At 58.9% G+C, this 14,289-nt stretch carries 15 protein-coding genes; all 15 read right to left on the reverse strand.

Translation table 11 applies throughout. The annotated features are described in order from the left end of the window. Window positions 1-125: 125 nt before the first annotated feature. Complete coding sequence (gene leuS, locus RDK48_RS04695; RefSeq protein WP_298992891.1) at window positions 126-2,648, reverse strand: leucine--tRNA ligase; 2,523 nt, start codon at window positions 2,646-2,648, stop codon at window positions 126-128. Between the two features lie 14 nt (window positions 2,649-2,662). Beyond that, complete coding sequence (nusB, locus tag RDK48_RS04700; RefSeq protein ID WP_298992890.1) at window positions 2,663-3,160, reverse strand: transcription antitermination factor NusB; 498 nt, start codon at window positions 3,158-3,160, stop codon at window positions 2,663-2,665. Window positions 3,161-3,163: 3 nt separating this feature from the next. Then, entirely contained in the window at window positions 3,164-3,634 is a 471-nt protein-coding gene (ribE, locus tag RDK48_RS04705; protein ID WP_022658445.1) for a 6,7-dimethyl-8-ribityllumazine synthase, read from the reverse strand. Window positions 3,635-3,708: 74 nt separating this feature from the next. After that, window positions 3,709-4,389 (reverse strand): riboflavin synthase, encoded by a 681-nt coding sequence (locus RDK48_RS04710; RefSeq protein WP_298992889.1) that lies wholly within the window; start codon window positions 4,387-4,389, stop codon window positions 3,709-3,711. A 9-nt stretch (window positions 4,390-4,398) separates the two neighbouring features. Then, entirely contained in the window at window positions 4,399-5,541 is a 1,143-nt protein-coding gene (gene ribD, locus RDK48_RS04715; RefSeq protein WP_298992888.1) for a bifunctional diaminohydroxyphosphoribosylaminopyrimidine deaminase/5-amino-6-(5-phosphoribosylamino)uracil reductase RibD, read from the reverse strand. Then, window positions 5,534-6,025 (reverse strand): cytidine/deoxycytidylate deaminase family protein, encoded by a 492-nt coding sequence (locus RDK48_RS04720; protein WP_022658448.1) that lies wholly within the window; start codon window positions 6,023-6,025, stop codon window positions 5,534-5,536. Before RDK48_RS04720 ends, ribD begins: the two co-directional genes overlap by 8 nt. Before the next feature lie 454 nt (window positions 6,026-6,479). Next, window positions 6,480-7,718 (reverse strand): serine hydroxymethyltransferase, encoded by a 1,239-nt coding sequence (glyA, locus tag RDK48_RS04725; protein ID WP_298992883.1) that lies wholly within the window; start codon window positions 7,716-7,718, stop codon window positions 6,480-6,482. Window positions 7,719-7,810: 92 nt separating this feature from the next. Further along, window positions 7,811-9,058, reverse strand: coding sequence for a beta-ketoacyl-ACP synthase II (gene fabF, locus RDK48_RS04730; RefSeq protein WP_298992881.1), 1,248 nt, complete (start codon window positions 9,056-9,058; stop codon window positions 7,811-7,813). A gap of 63 nt (window positions 9,059-9,121) precedes the next feature. After that, entirely contained in the window at window positions 9,122-9,355 is a 234-nt protein-coding gene (acpP, locus tag RDK48_RS04735; RefSeq protein ID WP_022658452.1) for an acyl carrier protein, read from the reverse strand. A 69-nt stretch (window positions 9,356-9,424) separates the two neighbouring features. Then, window positions 9,425-10,189, reverse strand: a complete 765-nt coding sequence (gene fabG, locus RDK48_RS04740) for a 3-oxoacyl-[acyl-carrier-protein] reductase (RefSeq protein WP_298992874.1) — start codon at window positions 10,187-10,189, stop codon at window positions 9,425-9,427. Between the two features lie 166 nt (window positions 10,190-10,355). Further along, entirely contained in the window at window positions 10,356-11,342 is a 987-nt protein-coding gene (locus RDK48_RS04745; protein WP_298992869.1) for a beta-ketoacyl-ACP synthase III, read from the reverse strand. Window positions 11,343-11,357: 15 nt separating this feature from the next. Continuing rightward, complete coding sequence (plsX, locus tag RDK48_RS04750; protein WP_298992866.1) at window positions 11,358-12,392, reverse strand: phosphate acyltransferase PlsX; 1,035 nt, start codon at window positions 12,390-12,392, stop codon at window positions 11,358-11,360. Next, the gene (rpmF, locus tag RDK48_RS04755) at window positions 12,392-12,574 is read right to left on the reverse strand and encodes a 50S ribosomal protein L32 (protein WP_022658456.1); all 183 of its coding nucleotides are present in this window, start codon (window positions 12,572-12,574) and stop codon (window positions 12,392-12,394) included. Before rpmF ends, plsX begins: the two co-directional genes overlap by 1 nt. Window positions 12,575-12,681: 107 nt before the next feature. Then, window positions 12,682-13,251 (reverse strand): DUF177 domain-containing protein, encoded by a 570-nt coding sequence (locus tag RDK48_RS04760; protein WP_298992862.1) that lies wholly within the window; start codon window positions 13,249-13,251, stop codon window positions 12,682-12,684. Between the two features lie 46 nt (window positions 13,252-13,297). Beyond that, the gene (gene bla / locus RDK48_RS04765) at window positions 13,298-14,278 is read right to left on the reverse strand and encodes a class A beta-lactamase (RefSeq protein WP_298992858.1); all 981 of its coding nucleotides are present in this window, start codon (window positions 14,276-14,278) and stop codon (window positions 13,298-13,300) included. Window positions 14,279-14,289 lie beyond the last annotated feature (11 nt).

A 14,289-nucleotide genomic window follows, 5' to 3' on the forward strand; every position in this document is an offset into this window, starting at 1 on the left:
TTGTCATCTGGTAAAACTGCCAACGCAGTCAGTATAGGTACAAAAGGGGGAACGGGGAAGGGGTATACAGGCGGAAGGGGCGTTTTTCATCTGCGAAAAACAGCCCCTTCCACCATGATAATCAATTAGTTGGCAACGATGTTGACCAGTTTGCCGGGAACCACCACCACCTTGCGCACGGTCAGGCCGTCAATGTGGCGCTGCACGGAGGAATCAGCCAGTGCGGCCTGTTCCATGGCGGCTTTGTCCGCGGCTGCGGGAATCTGCACCGTGCCGCGCAGCTTGCCGTTGACCTGAAGGGCCACGGTGAGCATGTCCTGAACGGTAGCGGCATCGTCCCACTTGGGCAGAAGCTCGCTGGCAAGCTGGGTGCCGTGCCCCAGGTGCTGCCAGAGTTCTTCGCAAACATGGGGCGTGATGGACGAAAGCAACGTAAGCACGGAGGCCATGGCCGAAGAGAACACGCGGCGATCGCCTTCTGTGACGCCGAGCTTTTCGCGCGAAAGATACATGGCGTTGACCAGCTCCATAACGGCGGCAATGGCCGTGTTGAACTGGAAGCGGTCGCCCATGTCTTCGCTGCATTTCTTGACCGTAAGGTGTTCGCGGCGGCGCAGGTCGCGGGCTTCCTCGCTCTGAGCGTCCTCAGCCGTGGACTGGCAGGCCTTGAGGGGCAGCAGACGGTCTTTTTCTTCATCAAAAAGACGCCACACGCGGCCAATAAAGCGCGACGCGCCTTCAATGCCCGAGTCCGACCAGTCAAAGTCGCGCTCGGCGGGCGCGGCAAAGAGGCAGAACAGCCGCACCGTATCCGCGCCGTACTTGGCGATCATGTCGGAAGGCGCGACCACGTTGCCCTTGGATTTGGACATTTTGCTGCCGTCTTTCAGCACCATGCCCTGAGTGAGCAGGTTGGCGAAAGGCTCATTGAGCTCGGCAGGGAAAAAGCCCAGATCGCGCAGCACCTTGGTGAAAAAGCGCGAGTAGAGCAGGTGCAGAATGGCGTGCTCCACGCCGCCGATGTACTGGTCAACGGGCAGCCAGTACTTGAGGGCCTCCGCGTCAAAGGGGCCGTCTTCCTTGCGGGCGCTGGTGTAGCGGGCGAAATACCACGAAGACTCCACAAAGGTATCCATGGTATCTGTTTCGCGTCGGGCCGTACCACCGCACTTGGGGCAGGTGCACGAGGCGAATTCCGGTGTTTCCGGCAGGGGAGAGCGCCCGTCTTCGCGGATTTTCACGTCCATGGGCAGCAGCACGGGCAATTTTTCTTCCTTTTCAGGCACCACGCCGCACTTGTCGCAGTAAATGACGGGGATGGGCGCGCCCCAGTAGCGCTGGCGCGAAATATTCCAGTCGCGCAGGCGGAACTGCGTGGTGGCCTTGCCCTTGCCTTCCTTTTCCAGCGCCTGCGCCACGGCTTTTTTACCGTCTTCGTTGGCGGTGCCGTCAAAGGGGCCGGAATTAACCATGAAACCTTCAGCGGTGTACGCTTCGGTCATGGTTTCAGGAGCAATCTGCTCATCCTTGGGGCTGATGACCACGCGCACGGGCAGATTGTATTTACGGGCAAATTCAAAATCGCGCTGGTCGTGGGCGGGAACGCCCATAACCGCGCCAGTGCCGTAATCGGCCAGAACAAAATTGCCCAGCCACAGCGGCACACGCTGCCCGGTAAAGGGATGCACGGCGTAGGCGCCGGTGAAGATGCCTTCTTTTTCCAGCGAATCAGACTGGCGGTCGATGCGGTCCATATTGCGGATGCGCTCAACAAAAGCGCGCACTTCATCGGCTTTTTCGTAGCCTTCAATGAGCTTTTCCACCAGCGGATGCTCGGGGGCCAGCGTCATGAAGGTCACGCCAAAGAGCGTGTCGGGCCGCGTGGTGAACACGTCTATGCCCGTGACGCCTTCTGCCTTGAGGGCCGCGTTTTCCAGACCAAAAGTGATGGCCGCGCCTGTGGATTTGCCAATCCAGTTGCGCTGCATGGCGATAACGCGGTCGGGCCAGTCGCCTTCAAGGCTTTGCAGGTCTTGCAGCAGTTCATCGCCGTAAGCCGTGATCTTGAGGAACCACTGGGTCAGATCCTTCTGCTCCACGCGGCTGTCGCAACGCCAGCAAAGGCCATCGACTACCTGCTCGTTGGCGAGAACCGTGTGGCACGAGGGGCACCAGTTCTGCGCCGCCTTTTTGCGGTACACGAGCCCTTTTTCCAGCAGGCGCAAAAAGAACATCTGCTCCCAGCGGTAGTACTCGGGGCGGCAGGTGGCGATTTCGCGATCCCAGTCGTAGGAATAGCCAAGGCGTTTCAACTGCGCCCGCATGTTGTCTATGTTGGCGTATGTCCACTTGGCGGGGTGGGTATTGTTTTTGATGGCCGCGTTTTCCGCAGGCAGACCAAAGGCGTCCCACCCCATGGGATGCAAGACGTTGAAGCCCAGCATGCGCTTGCTGCGCGCCACCACATCGCCGATGGCATAGTTGCGCACATGGCCCATGTGGATATTGCCCGAAGGATAGGGGAACATTTCAAGCACATAATACTTGGGCTTGTTGCTCTTGTGGGTGCAGGCAAAAGCGTTTTCGGCCTGCCAGCGAGACTGCCACTTTTCTTCGATAGCTTGCGGATTATAGCGTTCGTGCGTCATGGGGCTTTACCGGATTACTCGGATATGGTTGAAGGATCGGCAGCGGGCCGGGAGATTCCGCCGGTTTCCAGAGCCTTGGCCACGGCATCAAGAATGCCGTTGATAAAGCTTTTGGCGTTGCCTTCGCCAAACTGGCGGCTGAGTTCCAGCGCCTCGTTGATGGCAACCTTGGGCGGCACATCACTACGGTACATGATTTCAAAAACGGCAAGGCGCAGCAGGGTCAGTTCTACACGACCCATGCGGTCAACGCGCCAGTTGCGAGAAAAATTGGTGATGGCTGCGTCCAGCTCGTCGCTCTTGCTCCATACGCCTGCCACCAGTTCCCAGGCAAAACCAGAGGGATGGCTGGGCGGTTCCTGACCTTCCCAACGGGCAAGATAGTCAGGAGAAATGCGAAAAAAGCGCCGCAGATCGTCAATATCACGGGCCGGGGTGAAGGAAAGGCCGTACAGAATCTGAAAGGCCAGTTCGCGTTCGCCGCGGCGTGTAGCTGATTTGGCTTTTGCCATGGGTTACAACTGCTCCATAACGCGGATGGTTTCCAGCATGGCTGCCGCTGCTTCCACGCCCTTGTTGCCGCCCTTGGAACCTGCGCGTTCAATGGCCTGTTCAATGGTGTCGCAGGTCAGCAGGCCAAAGCCGATGGGAACGCCGGAATGCATCATGGCCTGGGCAATGCCCTTGCTGGCCTCGGCGCACACGTAGTCAAAGTGGGGGGTGCCGCCGCGAATAACCGCGCCAAGCGCCAACACGCCGTCATACTTGCCGGAATTGACCAGCTTTTGGCAGACCAGCGGCATTTCAAATGCGCCGGGAATGCGCACAATGGTGATGTTGGCGGTATCAAGTCCGTGACGTTCCAGATAGTCCTGCGCGCCGCCCACAAGGCGATCTACGATAAAATCGTTGAAACGGGTGGCCACAATGGCGATTTTGAGGCCCTTGGCGTCCAACTGTCCGGCGATGGTGGTAACAGTGCTCATGGCAACTCCTTGGCGCGTTTGCGCAACTGCCCGCGCTAACGCGTTTTTTGTAATATTTCTGTAAGCGGAAATGTTCAGATAAAGCCGTTGCGCAAGAGCATCTCGCGGCTTAACCCGCTGGTCTGGGTGGCGGCAGTATGCTCTGCCGCGCTCTTGCCGCCGGGAGCCCAGGCCCCCAAAAGGCTGCGTACATATTTGCCGATGAGGTCGGTTTCCATATTCACCAGAGTTCCCGGCCGCCAGTTGCGCATGGTGGTGCGCTTCTGCGTATCGGGAATGATGTTGACCTCAAGAAAATCAGGCCCGCAATCATTGATGGTAAGGCTGATGCCGTCAAGGGCCACGGAGCCCTTGGCAATGACCTCCACCCCGTATTCCTTGGGAAAGGCAAGGCGGCAGCACAGCGACTGGCCCGCGCCCGTAACGCTGCGCACCGTGGCAAGGCAATCCACATGCCCGCTCACCAGATGCCCGCCAAGGCGGTCGCCCAGGGCCAGTGCCCGCTCCATGTTCACGCTGTCGCCGGTTTTGAGCCTGCCCAGCGTGGTGCGCGAGAGGGTTTCTGTGGAGGCATAGGCTGTGAACACGCCTTCGCCGTGGCTTTCCACCGAAAGGCATGCGCCGTTGACGGCAATGGATTCGCCATCGACTATGGAATTCAGATTGAACAGGGGGCGCAGGGTGAACCTGCGTTCCGTGCCGGTGTCGCGCAGGGCGAGAACCTCTCCCTGGCCCTGAATAATGCCGGTGAACATGCCGCCCGCCTATGCCCTGACGGCTTCAAGAGGCCGCAGGTGGATGTGTATATCTTCGCCGCACAGGTGCGTATTGCTCACGCGCATGCGCAGGGCGTCTTCCAGGCTCAGGGGCGCGCGACCGGAAAAGAGCGGCAGGGCGTCTTCGTCGCCCAGAATCATAGGCGCAAGGTGCAGACGGAAGTCGTCCACAAGGCCCGCTTCCAGCAGGCTCAGGGCCAGATGCCCGCCGCCCTCGCAAAGCATGTAGGGGCAGTTTAGTTCTTCCCACACTGCGCGCAGCAGATTGGGAAAGTCCGGCCCACCGTGCATGCCGGGGCCAAGCGCCAGAACTCTCACGCCGATGTCGCGCAGGGCCTTGGCCGTGGTGGAGGCCGCCGCAGCGGGCGAAACCATAAAAACGGTCTGTTCCGGGCGGTCTTTCAGCAGGTGAAAATCCGCATCTGGCTGGGGCAGGCGTGAGGTAAGCACACAGGCCAGGGGTTGCGGCCCGGCATTTTCGCCCCGCACGGTCAGCTGTGGGTTATCGGTGCGAAAGGTGCCACCGCCCACAAGAATTGCGCCGCCGCACAGGCCAATGCCCGCGCGCAGCTCCTGCACTTCTTCTCTGGATTTATCGCAGCTTATCCATTTGGACTGGCCCTTGCGGGTGGCGATGCGTCCGTCAAGGGTGGCGGCCATTTTCAGCATTACATAGGGGCGCTTGTGCTGCTGCCAGATCAGAAAATCGGCCACAAGGTCGCGGCATTCCTGCTCGCAGACGCCTTCAATCACTTCAACGCCGCTTTCGCGCAGCTGGCAAGCGCCGCCGCAAGCAACAGGATTGGGATCAGCAAGGCCCACGACCACCTTTTTGATGCCCGCAGCCTTGATGGCCTCGGTGCAAGGGGGTGTTTTGCCCTGATGGCAGCACGGTTCAAGTGTGACAACCAGGGTGCACTCCGCCGGATTTATGCCGCGCGAGGCCGCATCCTTGATGCAGTCCACTTCTGCATGATCCTCTCCGGCGGCGTGGTGCCAGCCCCGAGCCACAATCTGCCCATCGCGCACCAGCACCGCCCCCACCGTGGGGTTGGGGCAGGCATGCCATCGACCTTTTTCTGCAAGACCAATGGCTTCACGCATAAAGGGAACAAAATCCAGTTCAGACATGGTAGTCTACTCCGGCTTGGGCGCTGATAACAGGCGGTGCAAAATCCAGCTTTTCCGCAATGACCCCGGCTTCCTTGAGCATTTGCTCCGCAAGCTCGTCAGGGTAATATTCCGCATAATAAATGTGGCGTATGCCGCAATTTATCAACATCTTGCTGCACAACACGCAAGGATGCGTCGTGCAATAAATCTCTGCGCCACTGATATTGATGCCATGCACGGCAGCCTGAATAATGACATTCTGCTCCGCATGCAGGCCTCGGCATATCTCGTGCCTCTGCCCCGAAGGAATGCCCAGTTGCTCTCGCAGGCACCCCACCTCAAGACAGTGCGGAACCCCCGCCGGAGCCCCGTTGTACCCCGTGGCTAAAATGCGCTTGTCCTTAACCGCCACCGCACCCACCTTGCGCCGCGTACACGTAGAACGCCCGCTCACCAGGTACGTGATGTTCATAAAATATTCCGGCCACGGCATTCGCTGCATAACACACCCGTATGTTGATTGGTGGTAGTGTACAGGCGGCTGGTGAAAATGCCAAGTTGCCTGTCGGGCTATTTTGCCGTGATGCTGCGTCAGGCAGCACTTGCGGTTCCGGTCGCGTACCAGAAGAGTACGCTCCCATCACCGCGCCCTTGCCTTCCTTGCCTGACGTCAAAATATCCGCGACAGACAGGGTTGGGGCTATTTTGCCGTGATGCTGCGTCAGGCAGCACTTGCGGTTCCGGTCGCCAGCGGCATCGCCGGTGCATTCCTGCTGCGAAACAGCTGTTTTTATCTGCCTGTCTGCGCAAGGCAAAGCCCCTGTTTTTCTCAAAACCGGGGCTTTGTCAAAGGGGGCGCAGCCCCTCTATGATTATATCTGGCGGTTTTTCCGGCACCAGCCCCGAAGTTGCCAGCGGGGCCGAGGCGTCAGAAAAACCGCCGGAAAATCAGCCCGTTACCAGGCGAATAGCGGGAACTGGCGGGCAAATTCCTCAACGTTCTTGCTGATTTTTGCCAAGGCGGCTTCGTCGGTGCGCTTTTCAATGGCTTCGACAATAAACGCGCCCACGGTGCGCATGTCGTCTTCCTTCATGCCGCGCGTGGTAAGGGCAGCCGTGCCGAGGCGCACGCCCGAGGTAACAAAGGGCGAGCGGGTTTCAAAGGGCACGGTGTTCTTGTTGACGGTGATACCCGCCAGATCAAGAGCGTGTTCCGCATCCTTGCCCGTGATGTCCTTGTTGGTCAGGTCAACCAGCATGAGGTGGTTGTCCGTACCGCCAGAAACCAGATCGTACCCGGCGTCCATCAGGAACTTGGCCAGTACGGCGGCGTTGGTGACAACGCGCTGCTGGTAAACCTTGAAGGCGGGGCGCAGGGCTTCGCCAAAAGCTACAGCCTTGGCCGCAATGACGTGCATGAGGGGGCCGCCCTGAATGCCGGGAAAAATCTGGCTATTCAGGGTTTTGCCCATGTCTTCAGTAGAAAGAATCATGCCGCCACGGGGGCCGCGCAGTGTTTTGTGTGTGGTCGTGGTGGTGATGTGGGCGTAAGAAAGCGGACTCTGGTGCAGACCGGCGGCCACAAGGCCAGCGATGTGCGCCATATCCACCACCAGCTTGGCGCCGACTTCGTCAGCGATCTCGCGGAAGCGGGCAAAGTCGATGGCGCGGGGGTAGGCGCTTGCACCAGCAACAATGGCGTTGGGCTTGTGCTCGCGCGCCAGGGCGGCGACTTCGTCATAGTCGATGCGGCCCGTCTCGCGCTGCACGCCGTAGGAAACAATATTGAACAGCCGGCCAGAAAAGTTCACCGGGCTGCCGTGGGTAAGGTGCCCGCCGTGCGAAAGGTTCATGCCAAGAATGGTGTCGCCGGGCTTCATAAAAGCAAGGTAGGCAGCCATGTTGGCCTGCGAGCCGGAGTGCGGCTGCACGTTCACGTATTCGCAATTGAAAAGCTGCTTGGCGCGATCCTGAGCCAGGGTCTCGGCGATATCCACATATTCGCAGCCACCGTAGTAGCGCTTACCGGGATAGCCTTCGGCGTACTTGTGGGTCAGCACGCTGCCCTGAGCTTCGCGCACGGCGCGGGAAACAAAGTTTTCAGAAGCGATGAGCTCAAGTTTGCTCATCTGACGGTTGGATTCAAGCGTGATGGCTCGCGCCAGTTCCGGGTCTTGCAGCAGGATTTCGTCCATGACGTCGCATCCTTTTGAAATGTTCTGCCCGCCACAACGGCGGGCAGATGATTATCAAACGGGGAGGGCAGAGGCCGAGTAAAAACTGTCGGCTACTGTTGCCACTTCTTGAAGATCACGCTGGCGTTGGTGCCGCCAAAGCCGAAGGAGTTGCACATGGCGTATTCGCAGGCGATGCGCTCGGAACCGTCGGCCATGTAATCGAGATCACATGCGGGATCGGGGTTTTCAAGGTTAATGGTGCCAGGCAGTATTTCGTCATGCAGGGCAAGGGCCGTGAAGACGGATTCAATACCGCCAGCCGCGCCGAGCAGATGCCCGGTCATGGATTTGGTGGCCGAAATTTTGACCTTCTTGGCATGCGTGCCAAAAACGATCTTGATGGCCTTGGTTTCCGTGCTGTCGTTCAGCATGGTGGACGTGGCGTGGGCATTGATGTGGCCAATGGCCGAAGCATCGATGCCAGCTTCGCGCAGGGCGTTCTGCATGGCGCGGGCCATGCCTTCGCCATCGTCGCGGGGCGCGGTCATGTGGTAGGCATCGCCAGACGCGCCGTAACCCACCATTTCCGCATAAATTTTGGCACCGCGCGCCTGCGCGGATTCCAGCGTTTCCAGCAGCAGCAGGCCAGCGCCTTCGCCGATGACAAAGCCATCGCGGTTGGCGGCAAAAGGCCGGGATGCGCGGGAAGGCTCATCGTTGAACTGGGTCGAGAGGGCCTTGAGAGCCGTAAATCCGGCCACGCCAAGAGGTGTAACCGTGGCCTCAACACCGCCGGAAATAACAGCGGTCGCGCGGCCCAGAACCATTTCGCTGTAGGCGGTGCCTAGAGCGTGAATGGCAGAGGCGCAGGCCGTTGTGGTGACGATGTTCGAACCCTTGGCGCCGGTGAAGATGGAAATCTGTCCCGGCCCCATGTTGGAAATCAGCATGGGGATCATGAAGGGCGAAATTTTGTGGGGGCCGGATTCCAGCAGCTTGGCGTGGTAGGTTTCGATGGTGTGCAGACCGCCCAGGCCGATACCGAGGATCACGCCCGTATCGTAGGCGTTGGCATCGGTGATTTCGTACTTGGCGTCTTCAAGCAGCATCTTGGCAGAGGCCACAGCAAACTGGGTGAAGCGATCCATACGCCGGGCCTGCTTCATCGGCATATAGTCTTCGGCGACAAAGTTTTTCACTTCACCGGCAATGCGGGAATCGTAGGCGGAGGCGTCAAAAAGCGTGATGGGCGCGATGCCCGACTCGCCTGCGAGCAGTTTTTTCCAGGTGCTCTCAATATCATTGGCGAGGGGCGTAACGCCGCCTATGCCGGTGATTACTACGCGGGGACGGGTCATGCATGCTCCTTTGAGGCGGGGGGGCAGCCCCCCCCCGCGCTGCATATACTATAACAAGCTCTGTTACTGCTTGTTTTCGATGTAGCTGATGGCATCCTGAACTTTCAGGATCTTTTGGGCGTCGTCGTCGGCGATTTCGATGTCGAATTCTTCTTCCATGGCCATGATCAGTTCGGTCAGGTCAAGGGAGTCGGCACCGAGGTCTTCCACAAAGGAAGCAGCGGGCTTCACTTCTTCAGCGGTCACGCCGAGCTGGTCAATGATGATTTTTGTAACTTTTTCAGTAACGTCAGACATGGTATCCTCCAGATAAATTAGTGGTCTGCTTAACCCCGGCCCTGGCCGGGTGTCTTCCGTAGTAAATGCCTAGCAGTACATGCCGCCGTTCACCCCCAGCACCTGCCCGGTGATGTAGGCCGCCTTGTCCGAAGCAAGAAAAGCCACGGCCTCTGCCACATCTTCGGCGCTGCCCATGCGTCTGAGCGGGATGCTGTCTGTGTAGCTCGCCCGCACGTCGTCATTGAGTGTTGCGGTCATGTCCGTTTCGATAAAACCCGGCGTTACGGCGTTAACCGTAATCTGGCGGGCGGCCAGTTCTTTGGCGCAGGACTTGGTAAGCCCCAGCAGAGCGGCTTTGGCCGAAGCGTAGTTGGCCTGCCCCGCGTTGCCCATCTGCCCCACCACGGAAGAAATATTAACAATGCGCCCCTTGCGGGACTTGCTCATGATTTTTGCGGCTTCGCGCGTGCAGACGAACGCGCCGCGAAGGTTGACGGCAATTACGCGGTCGAAGTCTTCGTCCTTCATGCGTATAAGAACGCCGTCCTTGGTGATGCCAGCATTATTGACCAGCACCGCCAGATCAACGTTGTCTTTGATCTGGGTTGCGAAAAAGTCGGTCACAGCCTCGCTGTTGCTGACATCAAGTGCAAAGGCCTTGGCCTTGCCGCCAGCGGCGCAGATGTCGGCAGCGACTTTTTCCGCTTCTTCGGGTTTGCTGACATAGGTGAGAAATACCTGAAAGCCGTCACGGGCAAGGGTCTGGGCAATGGCCCGGCCAATGCCGCGCGAACCGCCGGTAACCAGGGCTGTCGGCAGTCCGGCTGCAGGGGAGGATTGCGCTGTGCTCATGCTTATATCGCCTTTGTCTGAGTCCTGTAAAAAAAAGGAGACCGTATCCCTTGGATCGCCTTTTTGCGTTATTTGGGCAGCGGCGCTGCCCGGCTTACGGCCTGGCCTGACTGAAATTCAGTATACATGACGCTGTGCTGCGGGGCAATCCCGCAGGCGCATTGCCTCAAAAGCGTAACAATGCGGCGCCCCAGGTAAGGCCTGCGCCAAAAGCCGTCATAAGAACGCGGCTGCCGGGGCGAATGCGGCCTTGGGCACGAGCTTCGCTCAGTGCCAGGGGAATGGAGGCGGAAGATGTGTTGCCGTATTTTTCCACATTGGTGAACACGCGATCGCCCGTCAATTCAAGGCGGCTGCCCACGGCTTCAATGATGCGCATGTTTGCCTGATGCGGCACCAGCAGGTCCACATCTGCGCCCGAAAGGCCGTTGCGCGCGAGTACTTCCTCGCACACGTGCACCATGTTGCGCACAGCATGCTTGTATGTTTCGCGGCCCTGCATGGTGATGAAAAAGTCTTCACCAACAGGTTCGCCAAGGCCATACTGGCAGCGGGTGCCGCCGCCGACCACAATAAGGTCGCGCTGCACGCCGTCGCTGTGGCAAACCACGTCTTCAACACAAGACATGGCATTGTTGGAAGCGCTGCTCACAATGCAGGCCGTGGCCGCATCGCCAAAAAGCACGCACGTGGAACGGTCTGCCCAGTTTACGCGGCGGGTAAGCGCCTCTGTGCAGACAAAAAGAATTTTGGCGTCAGGATCCTGCGCCAGCAGGGCACGGCAGATGGAAAGCCCGTACAGAAAGCCGGAGCAAGCCGCGCTGATGTCAAAGGCCATGACCTTGCCCGCGCCCAGCTGCCCGGCAATGATGCAGGCCACGGAGGGAGAGAGCATGTCAGGGGTGCAGGTCGCGCCCACTATATGGGTGAGTTCCCCTGCGTCCATTCCGGCTTCCACAAGCGCCTTACGGGCGGCCTTAAGGCCGAGATCCGAGGCGTTTTCCGCATCGTCCAGCCTGTGGCGCTGTTTGATGCCGGTACGGGAAACAATCCATTCGTCATTGGTGTCCACCACCTTGGCGAGATCGCTATTGGTCAGCACCGTATCCGGCACATAGGCGCTCAAGGCGAGCAGATGACAAAGTGGATTCATAGAAATACCGTATAGTTATATAGCGCGGGAGAAACGTGTGAGTTCCTCGTTGGCAAGAATGGTTTCACCGAGGCGACTGTTGGTTCCCTTGCGCACAAAGGTCCCGCTCATCTTGATGGCGTTTGTCATGGCCTTGGCGCTGGAGCGCCCGTGACAGACAATGGCCAGGCCCTGAAGGCCCAGCAGGGGAGCGCCGCCGTATTCTGCATAGTCAATGGTGCGGGCAAAGCGTTTGAAAGCACCTTTGGCCAGCATGCCGCCAATAGCGGGCAACACGCCGGACGTAAACACCTTCTTGAGCATGCGCACCAGAGAGGTCGCCAGCCCCTCGCTCATCTTAACGACCACGTTACCGACAAAACCATCGCAGACAACTACGTCGATATTGCCGATAAAGATGTCGCGCCCTTCTGCATTGCCCGCGAAGTTGAGGTTCTGGGCCATTTTAAGCAGGTCGTAGGCTTCCTTGACCTGACTGTTGCCCTTGCCCTCTTCTTCGCCAATGCTGAGGATGCTCACACGCGGGGAGGCATAGCCCAGCAGGTCCCGGGCAAACGCATCGCCCATGAGGCCAAACTGGAACAGATGATAGGGGCGGCAATCCACATTTGCTCCCACATCAAGCACGACCACGGGATTTTTTTCCGTGGGCAGCAAGGTGGCAAGAGCAGGACGCTCCACCCCGGGCAAACGCCCCATGATGAACATGCCGCAAGCCACCGTAGCGCCGGAATGCCCGGCGCTGACAACAGCATCCGCCGCGCCATCCTTGACCTGACGGCAGGCCACCTGGATGGACGCGTTTTTCTTGCGGCGCAGAATGTCCGAAGGCTTTTCATTCATATGCACCACATCATCGGCCTGAACTATGTCGAAATGCACATTGGTAAGATCGAGCTTTTCGAGCTCGGCCTCCAGCTTGGGGGTGTCGCCCACAAGCTGGACATGCAGATCATAAAGCCTTGCAGCTTCTATAGCTCCCGGCACAACCACAGAGGGGCCAAAGTCCCCGCCCATGGCGTCCACGGCAATGATGGGGCGCTCGTTCATTATTCGTTTTCGCTTTTGGCGATCACCTGGCGGCCTTTGTAGGTACCGCAGTTGGGGCACACGCTGTGCGGAACGGTGGGTTCGCCGCAGGAGCAGTAGATAACGGCAGGCACGGCCACACGATCATGGGAGCGGCGCATGCCCTTGCGGGAACGAGATTTCTTGTTTTGCTGAACGGCCATGGTAGTCTCCTTTTCCTGTCTTGCGGAATGTTTGTGCGGGGTTGGGCGGCTTGGCGCACATGCCCGCCCGCAAGACACAGCAGATTAGTAAAAAAAATTGTGATTGTCTAGTTTTTGTGCAGAGCAAGGCCGCGCAATGCCGCCATGCGGGGGTCGCCTTCTTCTTCTGTGCAGGCGCACATGCCTTCATTAAGATTAACCCCGCATCCGGCGCACATGCCCTTGCAATTTTCCCGACAAAGGGGTGTCGGGGGCAAGGCCAACATGAATTCTTCCCAGCAAATGGCGGCAAGATCCAGCATGGGAGAGTTGCGTTCAAACACGATGCGGCCTTCGGTCACGCCATCCATATCGGGTATGGGGGCGTAATTTTTTTCTTCGTCTTCATCATCGCTGCCGCCAGGAAGACTCTCAAAATCTTCAAAGCGCGCGGCAATGGTTTCGGTGGAATCTTCCGCGCAACGGCTGCAAGGCAGAACAACTTCTCCCTCAAGCGTGCCGCGCACTAGCCAACCGCCGTCCGTGGGCAAAACCAGAATGCGTGCGCACAGTGGTTTGCTCACGTGGCACTCCAGGTGGAATTCCTCCATGGGCTCCTGCCAGATGGCGGGGTCGTCCAGAGTAAATTCCTTGCCCTCGGGGGAAAGGTCATTGAGAGAAATACGATAGTTCTGCATGTGATACCTCGAAAGTCGGACTTCATACCTTTGCTGGTCAATCATGTCAATACATATTGTCAAGCGGCGTCGCAAGCCCTTCTGCGGCGCAGACCAAGCGAGTTGCCTGGGCAAGGATTTTGTCGTTTCCCGGTCGGGTCAGGCGCGATCCCGTGAGGTAGAGGGCCACAGTCAGCGGTTTGTTTTTGCCATTGCGGGCCTTGGCTGCTTGCTCGGGATTGCTCGGCGGCAACAGTAAGCCCACATCGTTGGCGGTGCCGTTTTCTCCGCTGCCGCTTCTGTGCGCCGAGCGCCAGCCCTGGGGCGCTCCAGCGGGGATGCGCCCGGCCCCTGTTGCGCAGCCCAGCATCCAGTCTGTCAGCTGTTTTTTTGCTGGCACTTTCAGCAGATTGCCGCAGAGCAGGCCGTTCAGGGTGCGGCACATGGCAAGGGGCGTTGTGGTGTCGCGCGCATCGCCGGGAATGGCCGTGTTCAGCTTTACTTCCCAGCGGTCAAGGCGAAAAGTAGTGTCGCCAAAGCTGCGGGCAATGGAGGTCAGGCCCTCAGGGCCGCCCAACTGGGCAAGCACAAGGTTGGCAGCCGTATTGTCACTGTGTTGGAGCATGGCCGCGCACAGCTCTGTTACAGTCATGCCGTGTTCAAGGTGCTTTTCCGAAACGGGCGACCAGGGCTGGATGTCGCTTTTGGCAAAATGGATTCTCTGTTCAAGAATATCCGGTTTGTCCCGCAGAACGGCTGCAGCCGCCAGCACTTTGAAGGTACTGCACATGGGGAAGCGTTCGTTCCCACGGTACGACAAAACCTTGCCCCCATCGCTGACGCTGGCTGCCACGCCGAGCCTGCCGCCGCTTGACGCCTCAAGCTCGGCCAGCATTTTTTGCAGGTCTTTTGCGCTGATTTCGGGGCTGGCAGCGGCCAGCGCGCAATTGATGACAGGCGCGCCCATCACGGCCCCAAACATGGCAACCGGCAGGGCGCAAAGACCGGCCAGAACAGCGCGGCGAGAGTAGCGGGAGCGTGAATTCATCAGCGTACCTG

Origin of the sequence: uncultured Desulfovibrio sp., assembly GCF_902477725.1 — a bacterium.
In the GTDB taxonomy this organism is placed as follows: Bacteria; Desulfobacterota; Desulfovibrionia; order Desulfovibrionales; family Desulfovibrionaceae; genus Desulfovibrio.